This is a genomic window from Pseudarthrobacter sp. GQ63 (genome assembly GCF_059758765.1).
In genome coordinates this window covers 276,839-295,780 of record NZ_JCAXEF010000002.1, presented here as the reverse complement: position 1 = coordinate 295,780, position 18,942 = coordinate 276,839, and the positions used below count along the sequence as shown (strand labels likewise).

The following is an 18,942-nucleotide window of genomic DNA, read 5'->3' as shown; positions in this document are numbered from 1 at the left end:
CGCGGGTAATGTTTTTGCCATGACGTCATCGCCCACGGCTACGCCGCAGAATCCCAGTGCCCACCCAAACCCTGGCTTCGCCGGAAACAGCTCGACGGCGGACCTCCGTGCCGCCATCGACAGGTCCTTCGCCCTTACCGTTGAACGGCTTAAAGAGCTGGTCGCCATCCCCGGCATTGCATGGCCAAGCTTTGACCGCGGGCCCCTGGAACGCAGTGCCGAAGCCGTAGCGGAACTGCTGCGCGGCGCCGGCCTGGACAACGTGCAGATCCTTGCCTGCAACAAGCCGGACGGCACTCCGGGAGGTCCCGCCGTCGTCGCCCGCAGGCCCGCCACGGACGGAATGCCGACAATCCTCCTCTACGCGCACCACGACGTCCAGCCCACCGGGGATCCCGCGCTGTGGGAGACCGAACCATTCACCGCCGTCGAGAAGGACGGGCGCCTGTACGGGCGGGGCGCAGCGGATGACAAAGCCGGGATCATGGCACACGTTGCCGCCTATGCGGCAGTTTCGGAGGTCCTCGGCAGCGCGCTTGGCCTCGGCGTGACGTTCTTCTTTGAGGGCGAGGAAGAAGCAGGATCGCCCACCTTCCGGTCATTCCTGGAGGAAAACCGTGAACTGCTCCGCGCCGATGTCATCGTGGTCGCCGATTCGAGCAACTGGAAAGTAGGCATTCCCGCCTTGACCACCAGCCTGCGCGGCCTCGTGGACGGCACCATCGAAGTCCAGGTCCTCAAGCACGCCGTCCACTCGGGCATGTACGGCGGGCCCGTGCTGGATGCACCCACCCTGCTTTCCCGCCTCATCGCCACGCTCCACGATGACGAAGGGAACGTTGCCATCGAGGGACTGCTGGCAAGGGACACGGCCGCCGTGGACCTTCCGGAGGAGGACTACCGGGCTGACGCATCAGTGCTCGACGGCGTCCGGCTGGCCGGGTCAGGGAGTATCGCCTCGCGGCTCTGGACCAAGCCCGCCCTGTCCATCATCGGGTTCGACGCACCTTCCGTGGACGCTGCCTCGAATACGCTGCTGCCCCGCGCGCGGGCGAAGTTCAGCCTTCGGCTGGCGCCGGGACAGATTCCCGAAGAAGCGATGGAGGCGGTGCGCAGGCATGTGGAGTCGAACGCTCCGTTCGGTGCGCGGGTGACCTTCACGCCGGGGGAGAGCGGAAACCCGTTCCTCACCGACACTTCCTCACCGGCGGCCTCGCTGGCGATGTGGGCACTGGGGGAGGCCTGGGGAGTACCGGCAGTGGAAACCGGCATAGGCGGTTCCATCCCCTTCATCGCCGACCTGACGGAGCTGTACCCGGACGTGCAAATCCTCGTGACAGGGGTAGAGGACCCGGACTCCCGGGCTCACAGCGCCAATGAGTCACTGCACCTGGGCGACTTCCGCAAAGCCATCCTTGCCGAGGCGCTGCTCCTCGCCCGGATCAATGAACAGGGGCTTTAGGGTCTTCCCGCGGGGCAGCTGCCGGAAGCGCTTCCGGATCGGATTAAAGGCTTTCCCTGGGAACAAGCGGGGACCTTGCATGGTTACCTCAGGAGTTAGAGCTACACGTCCGCCCCGCGTAGCATGTAGCTATAGCCCATACCGAAACCGTAGGGGCAGGCTCCGCCAGCGCGGCGCCGCCAGACCGTCCTAAGAAGGTAGGCCCATGAGCACCGCAACAAATGAGAACAGCACCGGTACCACCAGCACGGCCAGCGATGAACTGCCCGTCCACGAGGTCAAACTGACTGACGTCGCCGCAGGGAAGGTACGCAGCCTTCTCGAGCAGGAAGGCCGTACGGACCTGCGCCTCCGGGTTGCTGTGCAGCCCGGCGGCTGCTCCGGGCTGATCTACCAGCTGTACTTCGATGAGCGGCTCCTGGACGGAGACGCAGTCCGGGACTACGACGGCGTCGAAGTTGTTGTGGACAAGATGAGCGTTCCCTACCTCAGTGGTGCCTCCATTGACTTCGAGGACACCATCTCCAAGCAGGGGTTCACCATCGACAACCCCAATGCCGGCGGCTCCTGCGCCTGTGGGGATTCGTTCCACTAAGCCGGTTATTTCGCCCGATGCCGGCGCCGGGCCACCTGCCGAAAATAACGGTACGGAGGCACGGCGCCGACATGTGGGCGAAACGCCCGGCGGAGCGGTAAGCTCTACACCGAGTAGTAAAACTTTTAGTGTGCCCGGGGCGGCCGAGTCTTCCCGGACAGCAGCAACAAGTAGGAAGGGCCGTCTGTGAGTTCGCAGAACCGAACCGGCAGCCGACGCAAAACGATCACAACGATCACAAGCTTGGCAATTGCCGGCGCGTTGGTTTTGACCGGATGTTCGCCAGAGGTAGAGAAAGGGTGGCTGCCCACGGAACGTGGCACCACCAGCAACACCGACCGCATCATGGACCTCTGGGTCAACTCATGGATTGCCGCCCTGGTTGTGGGCATCATTACCTGGGGTCTGATCGTCTGGTGCCTGGTCGCATACCGCCGCCGCAAGGGCACCGTTGGGTTCCCGCGGCAGACCAGCTTCAACCTCCCTCTGGAAGTCTTTTACCTGACCATCCCGCTGTTCATGGTTGTGGTGTTCTTCTACTTCACCGACCGCGACCAGCAGGCGATCGATAACCGCTCAGAGCCCGCCGACGTCGTTGTTGACGTCCGCGGCAAACAGTGGGCCTGGGACTTCAACTACAAGGCCGGCGACGTCATCGAAGAAGACGTCTACGAAGCAGGCGTGCAGACCAACCTCACCGGCAACACCATCGACAAGGAACAGCTCCCCACGCTGTACCTGCCCGTGAACAAGTCGGTTGACCTCGAACTCAACGCACGCGACGTCATCCACTCCTTCTGGGTTCCCGCCTTCCTCCAGAAGCGCGACATGATCCCGGGCAAGACCAACTACATCAGGTTCACCCCCACTAAAGAGGGCACCTACGACGGCAAGTGTGCCGAACTCTGCGGCGAGTACCACTCCGAAATGCTGTTCCGCGTCAAGGTGGTGTCGGAATCCGAATTCCAGGCCCACATGGACGAACTGCGCGAAGCAGGCAACACGGGTCTCCTCGGCGTCGAGTACGACCGCAACCCGAACGTGAACGAAATTAAGTAAGGGGAGCGACGTGGCTACGTACACTCAATCCGCACCCACCGGAGCCCTTCCAGCTCCCGTGGTTCCGAAGTCCAAGGGACGCATCGTCGTCAACTGGATCACCTCCACCGACCACAAGACCATCGGGTACATGTACCTGATCTCGTCCTTCGTGTTCTTCTGCCTTGGCGGCGTGATGGCACTGCTCATCCGCGCTGAGCTGTTCGAGCCGGGCATGCAGATCCTGCAGACCAAGGAGCAGTACAACCAGCTCTTCACGATGCACGGCACCGTGATGCTGCTGATGTTCGCTACGCCGCTGTTTGCCGGCTTCGCGAATGTCATCATGCCCCTGCAGATCGGCGCACCTGACGTGGCCTTCCCGCGACTGAATGCGCTGGCTTTCTGGTTCTTCCTTTTCGGCTCCACCATCGCGGTGTCGGGCTTCATCACGCCCCAGGGTGCAGCGTCATTCGGCTGGTTTGCCTATGCGCCGCTGTCCAACACCACCTTCAGCCCCGGCATCGGCGGAGACCTCTGGGTGTTCGGCCTGGCACTGTCCGGCTTCGGGACTATCCTTGGTGCGGTCAACTTCATCACCACCGTTATCTGCATGCGCGCCCCTGGCATGACCATGTGGCGGATGCCGATCTTCACCTGGAACATCCTCGTCACGGCCATCCTGGTCCTGATGGCCTTCCCGCCGCTGGCCGCAGCCCTGTTCGCGCTCGGCGCTGACCGCCGTTTCGGTGCCCACATCTTCGATCCGGAGAACGGCGGTGCAGTCCTCTGGCAGCACCTGTTCTGGTTCTTCGGCCACCCCGAGGTGTACATCATCGCCCTGCCGTTCTTCGGCATCGTCTCGGAGATCTTCCCGGTGTTCAGCCGCAAGCCGATCTTCGGCTACAAGGGCCTGGTTTACGCAACGATTGCCATTGCCGCACTCTCCGTGACTGTGTGGGCGCACCACATGTACGTCACCGGCTCGGTGCTGCTGCCGTTCTTCGCGTTCATGACCATGCTGATCGCGGTGCCCACCGGCGTGAAGTTCTTCAACTGGATCGGCACCATGTGGCGTGGTTCGTTGACCTTCGAGACCCCCATGCTGTGGAGCATCGGCTTCCTGGTCACGTTCCTGTTCGGCGGCCTGACCGGCATCATCCTGGCCTCCCCGCCGCTGGACTTCCACGTCTCCGATTCCTACTTCGTGGTGGCCCACTTCCACTACGTGGTCTTCGGCACCGTGGTGTTTGCAATGTTCGCCGGCTTCTACTTCTGGTGGCCCAAGTTCACCGGCAAGATGCTGAACGAGCGCCTTGGCAAGATCCACTTCTGGCTCCTGTTCCTGGGTTTCCACGGCACCTTCCTGATCCAGCACTGGCTGGGTGTTGAGGGCATGCCGCGCCGCTACGCCGACTACCTCGTGGAAGACAACTTCACCTGGATGAACCAGTTCTCGACGGTTGCCTCGTTTGTTCTGGGTGCATCGCTGATCCCGTTCTTCTGGAACGTGTACATCACCTGGCGCAGCGCCGAGAAGGTGCAGGTGGATGATCCGTGGGGCTTCGGTGCTTCGCTGGAGTGGGCCACGTCCTGCCCGCCGCCGCGGCACAACTTCACCTCCCTGCCCCGGATCCGTTCGGAGCGGCCGGCGCTGGACCTGCACCACCCTGAACTTCGCCAGGTCCACACCGTTGAGTCACCCGCTCCCGCAGCCAAGACGCTCGGAAACGCCGACCAGAGGGACAACTGACAATGAAAATTGAATCCTGGATTTTTGGTGCTGGAGTTTTCTTCTTCGTTCCGATCTCCCTGGTGTACGGTTTCCTCACCAACTGGGGCGAATGGGTCGGCATCCTCGGCATCCTTCTCGTGGGCGGCCTTGCCGGCATGATCGGTGGATACCTCGGGTTCACCGGCAAGCGCGTAGGCCTCCGTCCCGAGGACCGCAGCGACGCTGAGATCCACGAAGGTGCCGGCGAGCAGGGGCACTTCAGCCCCTGGAGCTGGTGGCCGCTCTTCCTGGGCCTGGCCTGCGCTACGGGCTTCCTGGGACTTGCCGTAGGCTTCTGGATCGTCTACATCGCGGCCGGCATGGCCGTTGTAGCGCTGATCGGCTGGGTCTACGAGTACAGCCGCGGAGACCACGCCCACTAGCAGCACCTGAGCACAAACTAACGACGACGGGCCCCACCTTCAGGCGGGGCCCGTCGTCGTTGGTTTCCGTGTCTCCAGCGGGCCTCAGGCGGCGCCCTGCGACTCCAGGAGGTCGCTGAGTACACGGAGTGCCTCCTCAGCGGCCTGGCGGCTGTGTGCCCCGTCCAGCGCGGCATCGCTGATGCCCAGCTCCACCTCGCAGCCGTGCTGGAAGTCTGCCGTCATCACCTGGAGGAGTGAGCGTGCGTCCACGTGCCCGGCACCGTCCTTGGCTATGGTCACCGGCAGGCCTGTTTCGGTAACAGCCCGTACGAAGACGGCGGCAGGACGGGCATGCAGCCCCACCGAGGCTTTGACCACGGCCTTATGTACTGGCAAGGGGGACTCCTTTGTTGTGGCGGCCCACCGCCGCCATATGACATTTCCTGACAAATATAGCCGCCCGGCGTCCCGCTCCACCACGCGGAGGGCGTATGCACCGCACTGGTCTAGACCTGTCCTAAAATTGGAGGGTGAACCTTAATGCAGGGGAGACCCGCCATGCCTTCTAGCGCGGCAGCCATCACCGGCGACATCGACCGGACCAGTGGAACAGCGATTTATGTCCAGCTCCGTGAAATCCTGCGCTCCTACATAGCGCAGTCCTGTCCGCCCGGGTCAGCCCTGCCCTCTGAGCGCGATCTTGCCGAGCGGTTTGGCCTGGCACGGATGACTGTACGGCAGGCCATCGACGCCCTGGTTGGCGAGGAGGTCATCGAGAGGGTGGTGGGCCTGGGGACCTTCGTCCGCAGGCCGAAGCTCGATCTCCAGGTAAAACTGACGTCGTACAGCGAAGAGATGCAGCGACGCGGCATGGTACCGGCCGCAAAGGTACTGAGCTTTGAGCAAATCGCTGCGAGTGCCTTCCTGGCCCGGGAACTGCAGTTGGACGAGGGAACGCCGCTGGTAAGGTTCCGCCGCCTGCTCCTGGCCGACGGTGAGCCGATGAGCGTCGACGAGAACTTCATTCCCGCGCACCGCGTGCCGGGACTGCTGGACGGGGAACCGCCCACGTCGCTCTACAACGTCCTGAGTGAACAGTTCGGCCTGGTGATGGAGTGGGGCGAGGACATGATCGAGGCTACGGCAGCATCACCCTCCACCGCCCGCCTGCTGAACGTGGAGGTAGGCTCACCCCTGCTGAAAATCCAACGCCACGCCTTTGTTGCCCGGGCAATGGTGGACTACTCCGTGTCCTACTACCGCGCTGACAGATACAAGCTGTGGGTTCCGCTGCAGCGGCCCGGAGCGCGCCGGGCCCGAAACCATTAGGCGCCTCCGGCGGTCGAGGAACACCCGAACCATGTTCTCGCTTCCGGCACGAGCTTAAAAGATGAAGGCCCGGTCCGTGTGGACCGGGCCTTCATTGTGGATTTCGCAACCTAGTGGGACAGGCTCTTTGCTGATTCCGGTGCCTCGACTGCCTCATGGCCGTGGCCGTGGGCGGCTTCCAGCTCAGCGGGGCTGGCCGGGGCAACGCGGTCCTCGAAGAACCACTTTGAGAGGAACGCGCGGCGCTTCTCCTTGCGGGTCACCACGCCGTGTTCGTTAGGTACGGCAGGGAGGACCTCAGGGGACTCGAAGCCAACCAGCTTGTAGCGCTTGTACTCGTCCAGTGGTGCGTGCACCTCGATGAACTCGCCGTGCGGGAGCCGGACGATGCGTCCAGTTTCCCGTCCGTGAAGTGCGATTTCGCGGTCCTTCCGCTGAAGGGCCAGGGCGACGCGCTTGGTCACGATGAAGGCAATGATCGGGCCAATGAAGAACAGTGCCCGCAGCCAGTACGTGACATCGTTGAGCGAAACACTGAAGTGCGTGGCAATGAGGTCCGAGCCGGCTGCAGCCCACATGACGCAGTACCAGACGAAGCCGGCCATGCCGATGGCAGTCCGCGTGGGGGCGTTGCGGGGACGGTCCAGCACGTGGTGCTCACGGTCATCCTTGGTGATCCAGCGTTCAATCCACGGGTACATGAACATCACGGTGAACAGGATTCCGGCCGGTACCAAAGCGGGCAGCAGGACGTTGAACGAGAAGACAAAACCAAGCCAGGTCTGCTCCACCTGCCAATCCCCGAAGGTACCCGGCATCAGGCGCAGGGCGCCGTCCACGAATCCGATGTACCAGTCAGGCTGGGTACCGGCGGACACAGGGGAGGGATCGTAGGGGCCGTAGTTCCAGATCGGGTTGATCGTGAAGAAGCCTGCCATGAGCGCCAGGACGCCAAACACAATGAAGAAGAATCCACCGGCCTTGGCAGCGTAGACAGGTCCGAGCGGGTAGCCCACGACATTGTTGTCGTTGCGGCCGGGGCCGGGGTACTGGGTGTGCTTGTGGACCACCACCATGAAGAGGTGGAGGACGATCATCAGCAGTATCAGGGCCGGCACCAGCAGGATGTGCAACATGTAGAGGCGGCCGATGACGGCGGTACCCGGGAACTCGCCGCCGAAGAGGAAGAACGAGATGTAGGTACCGATGACCGGGATGGACTTGATAACACCGTCGATGATCCGCAGGCCGTTGCCGGAGAGCAGGTCATCCGGCAGGGAGTAACCGGTGAAACCGGCAGCCATGGCCAGGATGAGCAGTACCCCGCCCACAACCCAGTTCATTTCGCGGGGCTTGCGGAAAGCTCCAGTGAAGAAGACCCTGAGCATGTGTACGGCGATGGAAGCCACGAACAGAAGGGCCGCCCAGTGGTGGACCTGGCGCATGAACAGGCCGCCACGGATGTCAAAGGAAATATCCAGCGACGAGCTGTACGCCACGGACATCTCCACGCCCTTCAACGGCACGTAAGAACCGTCATAGTGCGTCTCCGCCATGGACGGATCAAAGAAGAACGTCAGGAACGTACCGGAGAGCAGGAGGATGACGAAGGAGTACAGCGCCACTTCGCCGAACATAAAGGACCAGTGGTCCGGGAAGACCTTACGGCCGAATTCGCGGAGGATTCCGGAACCGCCAACACGCTGGTCGACAAAGTCGGTAACCCGGCCTGTCTTGGTTTTGGCGACGAAAGCGGGCTCAGCTGTCGATGCTGCGCTCATGCATATCACGCTCCCAGTAACTTGGTCCTACAGGTTCTTTGAAGTCGCTGGTGGCGACCAAGTAGCCCTCGTCATCAACCGCGATGGGCAGCTGGGGGAGAGGCCGGCTGGCCGGGCCGAAAATCACCTTGCACTCTTGAGTGAGGTCGAAGGTGGACTGGTGGCACGGGCACAGCAGGTGGTGCGTCTGCTGCTCATACAGAGCAACGGGGCAACCGACATGGGTGCAGATCTTGGAGTAGGCAACGATTCCGTTGTATCCCCAGTCCTCGCGGCCCTCGGACGGGTTCAGGGATGCCGGATCGAGGCGCATGAGCAGCACAACGGCCTTGGCCTTTTCGTTGAGCTTCCCCTCATGGAGGTCGTTGAGGCCTTCGGGGATGACGTGGAACGCCGAACCGATCGTGACGTCGGATGCCTTGATGGGCGTTCCGTCGGGGTCGCGGGCCAGCCTCTTGAGCTTCCCCTCCTGGGGTGCCCACAGGGTGTGGGCAAGCTTGTCGTCGGGACGCGGACCGAGGTCACCGAAGATGGCAACTGCCGGCAGCGGTGCAAGGGCAACCGCGCCCAGGAGCGTGTTCCGGATCAGGGGACGGCGCTTGATGCCCGTCTCCTCAACGATGTCGTCAACGATCCGGACGGCCGCCTGGCGGTCCTCCTCATAGCGGATCGCGTGCCGTTCCTCGGAAACTTCGTGGTCCGGCATCAGGGCCTTGGCCCAGTGGACGATGCCGGTGCCGATGCCGAGCATCGCGAACGCGGTTCCCAGCCCCAGCAGCATGTTCTGGAGCCTGATGGCTGCAATGCTCGAGTCTTCGGCTCCCAGGTCAATGGCGAAGTACGCCACCAGGAAGATCAGGGTTCCAACAACAGAGATGCCAAATAGTAAGGCGACCTGCCGTTCTGCCCGCTTTGCGGCCTTCGGGTCCGTGTCAGCCAGGCGCAAACGGTGCGGAGGAATTCCAGGATCCTGGAACTTCTCCACCTCATTCTGACCAGCCGTAGCTACGGTGCCCGAGTGGTTCGGACTGCCGTCACTATGGTTGCCCATAATTCGCCTCATCCTTCTCTCGTCCCGGCGGATACCGGGTTAGTTTCTAATATCAAGCTGCTGACGGATCAGCAGAAGTGTGCGGTGGCGCGGATGTCAGGATGTCCGGGAGGTCAACCAGATCGTGAAAGCGATGATGACGCCAAGGCCGGCGACCCATACAAACAAACCTTCAGCTACAGGGCCCAACGAGCCAAGGTCGGCACCGCCCGGGGAACCGGTGGTCTCGATCTGCTTCAGGAAGGTGATGATGTCGCGCTTGTCTTCGGGGGTGATGTTGGAGTCGCTGAAAACGGGCATGTTCTGGGGACCCGTCACCATGGCCTCGTAGATGTGCTTGCCCGATACATCTGCGAGGGCGGGTGCAAACTTACCGCGCGTCAGGGCGCCACCGGCAGCGGCGGCGTTGTGGCACATGGCGCAGTTCACGCGGAAGAGCTCGCCACCGGCAGCGGCGTCGCCGCCTTCGTCAAGCAGGCCTTCTTCAGGAATCGCCGGGCCTGCGCCCAGGGAAGCGACATACGCTGAGAGCTGGTTGGTCTGCTCATCGTTGAACTGGACCGGCTTCTTCATCGCCTGGGGACCGTTCATCTGCATCGGCATGCGGCCGGTGCCCACCTGGAAGTCAACAGAGGCTGCTCCAACGCCGACCAGCGACGGACCGGCGTCGGTGCCGCTGGCACCCATGCCGTGGCACGTCGCGCAGTTGGCGGCGAAGAGCTTGCCGCCCTCTTCAACGTCATCGGCGCTGTAGGAGGTAGTGGAAGCCTTGGCCTCGTTGACGGTGGTAGCCACGGCGTAGAGCCCACCAGTGATGAGGAGCCCCATCAGGAGCAGCGCTATTGCTGCAAGTGGGTGACGCCGCTTTTGTGAGAGTGCCTTCACGTGGTGGTTCCTTTATTCGATCCTGCGCCGGCTCCGGGAGCCGCTACCTGAAATTCTGCCTCTTGTAGAAAAAGAATCAAAGCTGGCTACTTGAGTACGTAGATGACCAGGAAGAGGCCGATCCACACGACATCCACGAAGTGCCAGTAGTACGAGGTGACAATCGCCGAAGTCGCTTCGAAATGCCCGAACTTCTTCGCGGCGAAAGACCGGCCCATGATGAGCAGGAAGGCAACGAGCCCGCCAATAACGTGCAGGCCGTGGAAGCCGGTGGTCATGTAGAAGGCGGAACCGTAGGCGTTGGAGGAGAGCGATACGTGCTCAGAAACCAACATCGCGTATTCGGTAGCCTGACCGGCGACGAAGAAGGCACCCATGAGGAAAGTCAGGGTGAACCATTCGTTCATACCCCAACGGGAGAACTGGAACACACCCCCGGTCCTTCGCGGCTGCAGGCGCTCGGCAGCGAAGACGCCCATCTGGCAAGTGAATGAACTGGCCACGAGGACGATCGTGTTGGCGAGCGCGAAGGGGAAGTTGAGCTTGGCTGTCTCGTCCGCCCACATCTGTGCGCTTGTGGAGCGCAGTGTGAAGTACATGGCGAAGAGACCGGCGAAGAACATCAACTCACTCGACAGCCACACAACGGTTCCAACGGAAACCATGTTGGGGCGGTTCAGCGTGGGGTGCGCCGGGGTACTGGGGGCATGGGTCGCAGATGTCACATAGACATTATGTCTGTAAAAGTCCGTGCTGCCCAACGCAAACCGCCTTTTTAGGGGACTTTTTCTACAAAGACGCGAATTCGCGCGGAAAAGTTCCCGCAGGGGTTCATATTGGTCAGTCCCCGCCAACGCTCGATAGCATCAGGAGGTGACTTCACAGGCTTCCGCACCGTCCGGCAACTCTTGGCCCCGCCTGATCTCGGCACTGATCAGCGGGGCGGACCTTACTGCTGACAATACGTCCTGGGCGATGGACACCATCATGTCCGGGGAGGCCACGCCGGCGCAGATCGCAGGATTCCTCGTAGCTCTCAGCGCCAAGGGTGAGACTGTGGACGAGCTCTCCGGCCTGGTGGATGCCATGCTTTCGCACGCTAAGCCAATCAGTATTTCGGGCGAGAAACTCGACATAGTGGGCACCGGCGGAGACCAGTTAAACACGGTGAATATCTCCACAATGGCAGCCCTTGTCGCTGCCGGAGCCGGCGCCAAGGTGGTCAAGCACGGCAACCGGGCGGCGTCGTCGTCATCCGGTTCTGCCGATGTCCTGGAAGCCCTGGGTGTCCGGCTGGACCTGACCATCGAGGAGGTTGCCCGCAACGCTGAGGAGGCGGGGATTACCTTTTGCTTTGCGCAGGTGTTCCATCCCTCGTTCCGTCACACCGCTGTCCCCAGGCGGGAACTTGCTGTTCCCACGGCGTTCAACTTCCTCGGTCCCCTCACCAACCCGGCCAAAGTACAGGCCTCGGCTGTCGGCGTTGCAAACGCAAGGATGGCGCCGCTGGTGGCGGGCGTCCTGGCCCAGCGGGGGAGCAGGGGACTGGTCTTCCGTGGCAATGACGGCCTCGATGAGCTCACCACCACCGGGCCGTCTACCGTCTGGGAAATCCGGGGCGGGGCCGTGAGCGAAATGACATTTTCGCCGCAGGACCTTGGCATCAGCCTGGCAACGGTGGATCAGCTTCGCGGCGGCAACGCGGAAGTGAATGCGGCGGTTGTCCGGGACGTCCTTGCGGGCAAGGAAGGCCCCGCCCGGGATGCCGTTTTACTTAACGCTGCTGCTGGACTGGTGGCCTTCGACGAAAACGCCGACGGGCCCTTCCTGGACCGGATGAAGACGGCCTTTGCCCGCGCAGCCGAATCGATTGATTCCGGCGCCGCCGCAGCTGTCCTGGAGAAGTGGGTTTCCCTAACCGCCCGCTGAGTGCGGCTTGCCTACTGCTCGAAGCCCAGGGAAAACGCCGCGTCCAGGTCATGCTGGGAGTAGGCGCGAAAAGCAATATGCGTCGTGGTGTGGACGACTGCCTGCACTTTCGAGAGCCGGTCTGCGATGACATCGGCCAGGTCCTCGTGCCGGTGCACGCGGGCGACGGCAATGAGGTCCCACTCGCCGGTGACGGAATATACCTCGCTGATGCCCTCAATCGCGGAGATCTCCTCGGCCGTCTCGGGGATGCGGGCAGCGTCGGTCTTGATCAGGACGAATGCGGTGATCACGTTGAACCCTTTCGGATCTGTTGCGCCGTGGCAGTGCCCGGCCGGCTTCTGCTGCCAGCCTATTACATCAGCACCGGGGTGCTGATGGAGCACACCGCGTCCGGATGCTCACGCGCGGCGGCGGCGCCTCGCGCCCGCAAGCAGCAGGCGGTAGCCAACCAGCAAGACTCCAAGGCTGAGCAATGCAACGATGACGAACGGGAGCACTACGGTTTGCCCCGTCACGGCCCTCAGTGCCATCCCGCCCGCGACGCTGCCGAGCCACACGGCAAGCCCGGCCCGGCGCACCGACAACGGGTTGCGCCATGCCCTGGCAACCAGCCACCCCAGGGCTGCGCCCGCGAGGAACGGCCAGGCCGTCAGCAGGACGCCGGTCAGAATATCGCCGCGCTGATGTGCATCCCGTCCCACCGCGGCGAACACCAGGATCAGGACGGCATCGGCTGCTGCGGCTCCCAGCAGCAGGGGCAGGGAGGGCATCTTTATGGATTTCGCAGCGCGGGAACTCATGGATTCGAGCCTAATGCCAGCCGTTGTGCGGTGTGGAATGCGGCATTAGGCTCGAGCCGGAAGGGAGCCATGTATGCCACGGAAAATCGGTACCTGCCTCTGGTTCGAGAACCAGGCGGAAGAAGCGGCACAGTTCTACACTTCAGTTTTTGACGATTCGAAGATCCTCAACGTGTCGCGCTTCGGGGAGGGCGGGCCGGGTGTGGCTGGTGAGGCAATCGCCGTCGACTTTGAACTCGAAGGACGCGGATTCACTGCGCTGAACGGTGCGCGGGGCTCGAGCTTCACGGAAGCCGTCTCGTTCGTGGTGGACTGCGAGGACCAGTCCTCAGTGGACCGGTACTGGGAAGCACTCACCGATGGCGGCTCGGAAAGCCAGTGCGGCTGGTTGAAGGACCGCTTTGGAGTGTCCTGGCAGATTGTCCCGGCGATCCTGCCCTCACTGATCGCCGGCCCCGACCCCCACGGCTCTCAGCGGGCGATGCAGGCCATGCTGGGTATGCGGAGGCTGGACATCGCGGAACTCCAAAGGGCTTATGACGGCTGACGCCGCCGGTCCGGCAATAACAAAAGGATCCCTGTGAACAAGCCGCTATGGATCTGCTCCCTGCTTGGCGCCGCGGTGGGCATCACCCTTGGATTGGCTGTCTTCGACAGCCCGTTCCTTGGTTTTGCGCTGGGTCTTGGCGTCGGAGCCCTGGTAGGGGCCGGGATCGGATCCAAGGGCTGACCCCGTTCAGCTGCCTTCCGCCGCCCGGGCAGGAGGTGGTCATGGTGCGCCGGCAAGCACGGTGCCCCGAGTTCTCAAATTCCACCACCTCTACGCCGGGCACAGCCAGAACCATACGCATTCGCGGAAGGGTTCAACCCGGCCGCGCGCCTCATGCGCGCCCTGGACGAAAAAGACAGGTACATCCAGCGAGACAGCTGTTGTCCGGAAGTCGGTGTCCTGAAGTTGCGGGTACAGGACCGCGAAGGTGTCCATGGACGCGCGGTACAGTTCCAGGGCCCGCTGTACGGCAATGACGCCGTGAATGGTTCCGCCGGACTGGCCCATGAGACATATGCGGTCCTGGCCAAACCCGCTCCCGGAGGTGATTCGTCACCGCAAGAGTGTCCTCGACGTATCCCTCCACGCTAAGGGTGGAGGTTGGGTCAAGGTCCGGGTAGGACGTGCCTGTGCTGGTCAAGCGTGGCCACAACAAGTATTTCTTCGAGGGCAGGGAGATGGTTGCGCATGGCGCCGAGTCAGACCGTCAGGGCCTGCTGCGGGGGCGGTCGATGCTGGCCGGGCAATCACTGCAGCCAATGCAACAAGCGCCAGGCCGACGGCGATGGCAACGGTTCTCCGAATGCCGCGCCAAAGTGCTGCGTGGCGGCCGGGGAAGTGTTGGCCGGACCGCGTAAGCCCAGGTCCAAGGGCCGCGCCGAGAATCATGGGCCTGAGACCGAGAAGGGCGTGGAAACCGCGTCCTGCATCAACCACCCGGAGAGGAGCCCCCATCCTCCAGCCAAGGCCACAGCGTGGCCAGCCCGGTATACCTGCCGGACATGATGATGTTGCCGGGGCCCCAGAGGCACGCCTGAACTGCTCCCCGGAGGTTGGGCTCTTCGGCGGCGAACCGTTACTGGGCACCGTTTACAGCATCCTGGCCACGATGCTTCAGGGACATCCCATGCCGTTGCACGGACTTTCAGCATGAAGCGTTGCTGCTGCAGCAGGCAGAGCCGAAAGTCCCAAGGTGCGGCGTATGGCCCTCCCTGGCCGGGAAGCCATACCGATAGCCCACTCTCCCCTTGGGGAAAGAGGACAGAACACATTGACAAGGGCAATCGAAATGTGGATCCTCAGTTCTACTGATCCACCACATTTAGTTGAACCGAAATCAGGTTCCCATGGACGACGACGGCTATGGAGAATTGAAACTGGACCTGCTCGGGTCCTGGCGACTACGCCGGGACGGCGTTGTCGTCCACGTCGCAACACGGCAGCAGCGGCTCATCGCAGCCCTGGCCATCAAGGGCCCACGTCTCCGCAGCTACCTCGTAGGGCTGCTGTGGCCCGAGTATCCCGATTCCAAGGCCTTGGAAAGCCTGCGGGTCAGCGTACACCTGACGTCCCGGCAGGTGCCGGGCCTGATCGTCAACGAAGGCAGGCTGCTGTCCCTGAGCGACCAGGTTGAAGTCGATCTGGACCGGATCCGGGAACACGCGCGGGTGTTGGGCCACGCCGGCATCGGGGCGGGCGCCGCCTCCCTGCTGGGCGAGCTTAAAGACGCACAACTGCTTCCCGGCTGGTATGAGGACTGGGTGGTTTTTGAACAGAGCCGGCTGCAGCAGGACAGGCTGCGCATCTTCACGGATATCGCCGCGAGGTCGCTCTCGCTGGGCGATTGCGGGACAGCTGGGGCAGCAGCTGAGGAGGCTGTGGGCATCGAACCGCTCTATGAGAATGCCGTCAGGCTGCTGATTCGGGCCGAACTGCAGCGAGGTAATCCCGCGGCCGCGTTGCGGGCCTATGAGCGGTACCGGCAGCAACTGCAGGAAGACATGGGGCTCCTGCCCGCGGAGCCAGTCAGGGAGCTCCTTGCCACCATCCTTGAACGGCAGCAGCGCGCGGTGAAGGAGCGCCTAGTTCCGGCCGGTGACTCTTGGCTGGGCGGCCAGCCAGCGCTTAACAACTTTTAGTACTTCTGCCGGGTCTGCAGTGGAAACAGTGTCCTGGTGACCTCCGGCTGTCTGTCCGTAGGTAATTCTTGCCCTGAAACCCTGGGGATGGCCCGGTTCGTGCCAGGTGCGGATGATCAACAAGCCTGTCGAGGGGACTTCCGGATCTGCACCGGACTCACCAGCGGGCTCGGACCAGCTGTGCTCTTGCATCGTCGCGGTCACGCCTCCCCGGGTTGAGTTCAATGCCTGGGAGGGCCGGGGCATGGCCCGGGCCCATCCATTACCGCCTGAAGCTGGTTCTCCCTGGCGGGATGCGTATTCAGGTGTTCTGATCTTGCTGGAGGAAAATCAGGAGTTGGCTCGCGTTTCCGAAATTTTTGCGCAAGAATGGCCGGCGCGGTCACCAGTGCATGACAGCAGACTGGCCGGACTCGCCGGCCCAGTACAGGCGGACACGCACGACGTACCGCCTGCCCTGGAACAGCTTTGCGGAGACCCGTGAGTTCCGGTCTTCTCCGCTGTCATCGTCCCCGCCGACGAAGCGCAACTCGCCCTGCACTTCCTCGAACAGGACCAGCACGGTATCGGCTGCGCCAAAGGTGCTTATCTCGTATTTGCGCGAGGCCTGGGGCTCCAGCGCAAAGTCAGCCTGGCCGCCGGGGACCAGTGAGAGCGGCACCGATTGAAAGGGCTGGAGAACGGGCAGCGTGGGGTGCAGGGCGGGAAAGAATTTCCGCACCCACTCCTTGTCTGCGGTGGACAGGCCTCCCGGCGGATTAAGCCCCGACTGGAAACGGGCAGGTTCCTTGATCAGTCCGGCGGGGAACCAGTACTCCATGACCGACTCAGGATCCCAGGAGGACCCGTCGACCTCACTGGTATCGATTTTCCGGAGGACATTGTGCAGTGTCTGCTCCGGCGGCCAGTGGTTGGGCGCGCCGCCGAAATATTCGTACACCTTCGCTTCGTCCCAGACGATACCGGAGAAGGGGTTCTGGTGTTCGTGCGGCAGGCCCAGGGTGTGGCCGATCTCGTGCAGGGCCGTGGTGCGGCCGTAATCGTCGGTGAGATCCCAGCCGAAATTCATGGTGGGCTCATTCGCGCTAATGCCCAGGACGTCCCGCCCGACGTAGGACCATGAGCCGTCGCCCTGGTCAAAGGCGATCCGTACTTCCGCCTCGCTGCGGTCTGCCACTTCTGAGAATTCCAGGCCGATGCCCAGGTCCTTCCATTCCTTGAAGGCTTTGCGGACTGCTTCCTTTTGTGGCGCTGGCGCGGCCAGGAACCAGTAGTGCAGCACAGTGCCGTTGACCCATTTGAGCCTCAACAGGCGGATGAGGCGCTCTCTGCGGGTCGACAGATCCGGACGGAGAACCGGACGGGTTTGGGGCTTTACGTCACAGTGGGGCCCAACTGGCTGGTCATTCACGACTACTTGGTCATCCATGGCTGGCTCCTCGAAAGCTGGTCACCTCAGACCAGTACACTGCGGTGCCGTTACGGCCGCGTTATCACGGACTGCAGGCCCCTGGTGCAAGGAAAAGGGCAGCGCCGTAACGTCCCGGTAACGGCTCAAGTGGTCCACTTGCCCAGAACAGGAGCCAGCACCTCTTAGTGAAAAATGATTCGGGTTCTTTGGTGCAGGAGGGACGAGGCATGGGATTCCCCGGCGATGATGGCAGGCTGCCGGTGATTTACGTCCGCGGTTTTGCCGGGACAGGCTCTGCCATCAACAATGCAGTGGATGACCCGTTTTACGGGTTCAGCCAGGGCTCCGTCCATGTCCGTGCCGATGGCAACGGGCGCGCAAAGTTTCACCAGTTCGAGTCCCCGATGCTGCGGCTTGTCACCGACCACAAGTATGAGGTGCCCGTCCATGGCGACCAGTGGGCCTTCCTGAACGGCGTGGATTCCGGCTCCGTGAACCCGGCATCCGTTTGGATCCACCGGTTTTACGATGACTCCGCGGACACCTTCGGAGAGGAAGGGGAGAGCTTCTCCTTCGAAGACGCCGCCCGGGATCTGTTTGAGCTGATCAAACTCGTGCTTGAGAAGACCGGCGCCCCCAAGGTTTTCCTGGTGGCCCATTCGATGGGAGGGCTGATCTGCCGCTCGCTGTTGCAGCGCGTTATACCGGAAACCCTTGCCGCCGAAGAGGGCAAGATCGACCCCGCCGCCGGGGCAAGGTACGTGGCACGGGTGTTCACCTATGCCACACCGCATGGCGGAATCCGCTTCGCCGTCGGCTTTGGCCTGCTTGAGAAAATCCGTGACGTCCTTGGTGTTCAAGGGGCAGACATTTTTGGACCGGACAGGATGTATGAGTACCTCACCCCGCCCGCGCTCAGGCGAAGACTGACGCGCAAGGCATTCGTAGGAACGCAGATGCCGGACGACGGTTTTCCGCTGGATGAACTGTTCTGCCTTGTAGGCTCCAATCCCGGCGACTATGACGTCGCTTTGGGCCTGTCGTCCAAAGCGGTAGGAGCCCGGAGCGACGGCCTGGTCCAGATAGACAACGCGGCTGTCCAGGGTGCGCCGCTGGCCGTGGTGCACCGAAGCCACAGCGGCCGTTACGGCATCGTCAATTCGGAAGAGGGATACCAGAACCTTCAGCGCTTCCTCTTCGGCGACCTCAAGATCGAAGTTGAGCTGGCAGGTTTTACTGTTGGGAAAGCGGCCCCGCCTGAGGTCGAGTTCCAGCTTGACGTGGGCCTGGCCATTCGGGGGCTGCCCGTTATGGTCCACGAACAGAGTGCTGCCCACTTCTGTCCAGTCCAGATCGAACATTGGAAGGAAGGGGACCCGATCGACTCGCCGTTGCCGCTGCTGACTACTTTCCTTTCCTCGAAAGCACCGCGGCCACGGGTCGGCGGCAGGGAAGTGCCCCGGCTCCGTCACGCGCTCATGCTGCGGTTGATGTCCATCAGGGAAAAGGAGGGACACTTCTTCTTTGATGACCATTTGGAGCAAACAGAGGACTGGCAGGACACCCTGGTTGTCGACATCGAACCTCCGGGCAAAAACAAGCCGCTGCCCAGAGCATGGGCGGCCTGGAACAGCACTATTCCCACAGCTGTCCGCGACTGGAATCCCGAGGACAAAGACCAGTTGCGGGACATGGACGATACTCCCGGCCGTTGGCGCGGGCACATCGGTGTTCCGGATTTTGCGAAGGACCTTCTGGGCGCCAATGCTGGAATCAACCTGACCGTGACTCCGCGGACCCTGGTCCTCTAGACCGGCCCGTAACAGAACGC

At 62.5% G+C, this 18,942-nt stretch carries 20 protein-coding genes; 11 read left to right on the top strand and 9 right to left on the bottom strand.

Annotation, left to right across the window (positions count from 1 at the left end):
- Positions 1 to 19: 19 nt before the first annotated feature.
- From AC6CHP_RS05840 to AC6CHP_RS05820, 5 genes are all read left to right on the top strand, one after another.
- Positions 20 to 1,462, top strand: coding sequence for a dipeptidase (locus AC6CHP_RS05840; RefSeq protein WP_498228532.1), 1,443 nt, complete (start codon positions 20 to 22; stop codon positions 1,460 to 1,462).
- Between the two features lie 205 nt (positions 1,463 to 1,667).
- Positions 1,668 to 2,057, top strand: coding sequence for a HesB/IscA family protein (locus AC6CHP_RS05835; protein WP_066275924.1), 390 nt, complete (start codon positions 1,668 to 1,670; stop codon positions 2,055 to 2,057).
- Positions 2,058 to 2,243: 186 nt separating this feature from the next.
- Positions 2,244 to 3,116 (top strand): aa3-type cytochrome oxidase subunit II, encoded by an 873-nt coding sequence (ctaC, locus tag AC6CHP_RS05830; RefSeq protein ID WP_188729642.1) that lies wholly within the window; start codon positions 2,244 to 2,246, stop codon positions 3,114 to 3,116.
- A gap of 10 nt (positions 3,117 to 3,126) precedes the next feature.
- Positions 3,127 to 4,848 (top strand): aa3-type cytochrome oxidase subunit I, encoded by a 1,722-nt coding sequence (gene ctaD / locus AC6CHP_RS05825; RefSeq protein ID WP_377192128.1) that lies wholly within the window; start codon positions 3,127 to 3,129, stop codon positions 4,846 to 4,848.
- A 2-nt stretch (positions 4,849 to 4,850) separates the two neighbouring features.
- Entirely contained in the window at positions 4,851 to 5,252 is a 402-nt protein-coding gene (locus AC6CHP_RS05820) for a cytochrome c oxidase subunit 4 (protein WP_066275919.1), read from the top strand.
- Positions 5,253 to 5,336: 84 nt separating this feature from the next.
- On the opposite strand, the gene AC6CHP_RS05815 is transcribed toward AC6CHP_RS05820, so the two are convergent.
- Positions 5,337 to 5,630, bottom strand: a complete 294-nt coding sequence (locus tag AC6CHP_RS05815; protein WP_188729646.1) for an HPr family phosphocarrier protein — start codon at positions 5,628 to 5,630, stop codon at positions 5,337 to 5,339.
- A gap of 162 nt (positions 5,631 to 5,792) precedes the next feature.
- On the opposite strand from AC6CHP_RS05815, the gene AC6CHP_RS05810 reads away from it, so the two are divergent.
- On the top strand, positions 5,793 to 6,563 hold the full coding sequence (locus tag AC6CHP_RS05810; RefSeq protein WP_498228529.1) for a GntR family transcriptional regulator: 771 nt from the start codon (positions 5,793 to 5,795) through the stop codon (positions 6,561 to 6,563).
- Between the two features lie 110 nt (positions 6,564 to 6,673).
- Here AC6CHP_RS05810 and qcrB read toward each other — a convergent pair whose 3' ends face one another.
- The 4 genes from qcrB to ctaE all read right to left on the bottom strand — a co-directional run bounded on the left by qcrB (position 6,674) and on the right by ctaE (position 11,005).
- Complete coding sequence (gene qcrB, locus AC6CHP_RS05805; RefSeq protein ID WP_104190056.1) at positions 6,674 to 8,344, bottom strand: cytochrome bc1 complex cytochrome b subunit; 1,671 nt, start codon at positions 8,342 to 8,344, stop codon at positions 6,674 to 6,676.
- A complete protein-coding gene (gene qcrA, locus AC6CHP_RS05800) occupies positions 8,322 to 9,395 on the bottom strand; it encodes a cytochrome bc1 complex Rieske iron-sulfur subunit (RefSeq protein ID WP_377192126.1) in 1,074 nt (357 codons plus the stop codon). The genes qcrB and qcrA overlap by 23 nt, the downstream gene beginning before the upstream one ends.
- 96 nt (positions 9,396 to 9,491) lie before the next feature.
- Positions 9,492 to 10,280, bottom strand: coding sequence for a cytochrome bc1 complex diheme cytochrome c subunit (qcrC, locus tag AC6CHP_RS05795; RefSeq protein WP_104190054.1), 789 nt, complete (start codon positions 10,278 to 10,280; stop codon positions 9,492 to 9,494).
- Between the two features lie 86 nt (positions 10,281 to 10,366).
- On the bottom strand, positions 10,367 to 11,005 hold the full coding sequence (gene ctaE / locus AC6CHP_RS05790; protein ID WP_188729654.1) for an aa3-type cytochrome oxidase subunit III: 639 nt from the start codon (positions 11,003 to 11,005) through the stop codon (positions 10,367 to 10,369).
- Positions 11,006 to 11,153: 148 nt separating this feature from the next.
- Between ctaE and trpD the strand changes: the two genes are divergently transcribed.
- Positions 11,154 to 12,209, top strand: coding sequence for an anthranilate phosphoribosyltransferase (gene trpD / locus AC6CHP_RS05785; RefSeq protein ID WP_377192124.1), 1,056 nt, complete (start codon positions 11,154 to 11,156; stop codon positions 12,207 to 12,209).
- 11 nt (positions 12,210 to 12,220) lie between these two features.
- On the opposite strand, the gene AC6CHP_RS05780 is transcribed toward trpD, so the two are convergent.
- A complete protein-coding gene (locus AC6CHP_RS05780; RefSeq protein ID WP_104190065.1) occupies positions 12,221 to 12,502 on the bottom strand; it encodes an Lrp/AsnC family transcriptional regulator in 282 nt (93 codons plus the stop codon).
- A gap of 108 nt (positions 12,503 to 12,610) precedes the next feature.
- Entirely contained in the window at positions 12,611 to 13,012 is a 402-nt protein-coding gene (locus tag AC6CHP_RS05775; RefSeq protein ID WP_498228528.1) for a DUF3054 domain-containing protein, read from the bottom strand.
- A gap of 73 nt (positions 13,013 to 13,085) precedes the next feature.
- Here AC6CHP_RS05775 and AC6CHP_RS05770 point away from each other — a divergent pair, with 73 nt between their 5' ends.
- Positions 13,086 to 13,559, top strand: a complete 474-nt coding sequence (locus AC6CHP_RS05770) for a VOC family protein (RefSeq protein WP_427117067.1) — start codon at positions 13,086 to 13,088, stop codon at positions 13,557 to 13,559.
- Positions 13,560 to 13,592: 33 nt separating this feature from the next.
- Entirely contained in the window at positions 13,593 to 13,742 is a 150-nt protein-coding gene (locus AC6CHP_RS05765; protein ID WP_181038246.1) for a hypothetical protein, read from the top strand.
- 90 nt (positions 13,743 to 13,832) lie between these two features.
- On the opposite strand, the gene AC6CHP_RS05760 is transcribed toward AC6CHP_RS05765, so the two are convergent.
- Positions 13,833 to 14,069, bottom strand: coding sequence for a hypothetical protein (locus tag AC6CHP_RS05760; protein WP_188729662.1), 237 nt, complete (start codon positions 14,067 to 14,069; stop codon positions 13,833 to 13,835).
- An 818-nt stretch (positions 14,070 to 14,887) separates the two neighbouring features.
- Between AC6CHP_RS05760 and AC6CHP_RS05755 the strand changes: the two genes are divergently transcribed.
- Entirely contained in the window at positions 14,888 to 15,700 is an 813-nt protein-coding gene (locus AC6CHP_RS05755; protein WP_229675311.1) for an AfsR/SARP family transcriptional regulator, read from the top strand.
- A 382-nt stretch (positions 15,701 to 16,082) separates the two neighbouring features.
- Here the strand turns inward: AC6CHP_RS05755 and AC6CHP_RS05750 are convergent, their stop codons facing one another.
- Positions 16,083 to 17,009 (bottom strand): M12 family metallopeptidase, encoded by a 927-nt coding sequence (locus tag AC6CHP_RS05750; RefSeq protein ID WP_229675312.1) that lies wholly within the window; start codon positions 17,007 to 17,009, stop codon positions 16,083 to 16,085.
- Positions 17,010 to 17,338: 329 nt separating this feature from the next.
- Here AC6CHP_RS05750 and AC6CHP_RS05745 point away from each other — a divergent pair, with 329 nt between their 5' ends.
- Entirely contained in the window at positions 17,339 to 18,922 is a 1,584-nt protein-coding gene (locus tag AC6CHP_RS05745) for an alpha/beta hydrolase (protein ID WP_498228526.1), read from the top strand.
- Positions 18,923 to 18,942: the final 20 nt, after the last annotated feature.

Excerpts from the sequence above, each read along its gene's own strand:
- AC6CHP_RS05840 (WP_498228532.1), top strand. The coding sequence starts at position 20 with ATGACGTCATCGCCCACGGCTACGCCGCAGAATCCCAGTGCCCACCCA.
- AC6CHP_RS05835 (WP_066275924.1), top strand. The coding sequence starts at position 1,668 with ATGAGCACCGCAACAAATGAGAACAGCACCGGTACCACCAGCACGGCC.
- AC6CHP_RS05820 (WP_066275919.1), top strand. The coding sequence starts at position 4,851 with ATGAAAATTGAATCCTGGATTTTTGGTGCTGGAGTTTTCTTCTTCGTT.
- AC6CHP_RS05810 (WP_498228529.1), top strand. The coding sequence starts at position 5,793 with ATGCCTTCTAGCGCGGCAGCCATCACCGGCGACATCGACCGGACCAGT.
- qcrB (WP_104190056.1), bottom strand. The coding sequence starts at position 8,344 with ATGAGCGCAGCATCGACAGCTGAGCCCGCTTTCGTCGCCAAAACCAAG.
- qcrA (WP_377192126.1), bottom strand. The coding sequence starts at position 9,395 with ATGGGCAACCATAGTGACGGCAGTCCGAACCACTCGGGCACCGTAGCT.
- AC6CHP_RS05775 (WP_498228528.1), bottom strand. The coding sequence starts at position 13,012 with ATGAGTTCCCGCGCTGCGAAATCCATAAAGATGCCCTCCCTGCCCCTG.
- AC6CHP_RS05770 (WP_427117067.1), top strand. The coding sequence starts at position 13,086 with ATGCCACGGAAAATCGGTACCTGCCTCTGGTTCGAGAACCAGGCGGAA.
- AC6CHP_RS05760 (WP_188729662.1), bottom strand. The coding sequence starts at position 14,069 with ATGGGCCAGTCCGGCGGAACCATTCACGGCGTCATTGCCGTACAGCGG.
- AC6CHP_RS05745 (WP_498228526.1), top strand. The coding sequence starts at position 17,339 with ATGGGATTCCCCGGCGATGATGGCAGGCTGCCGGTGATTTACGTCCGC.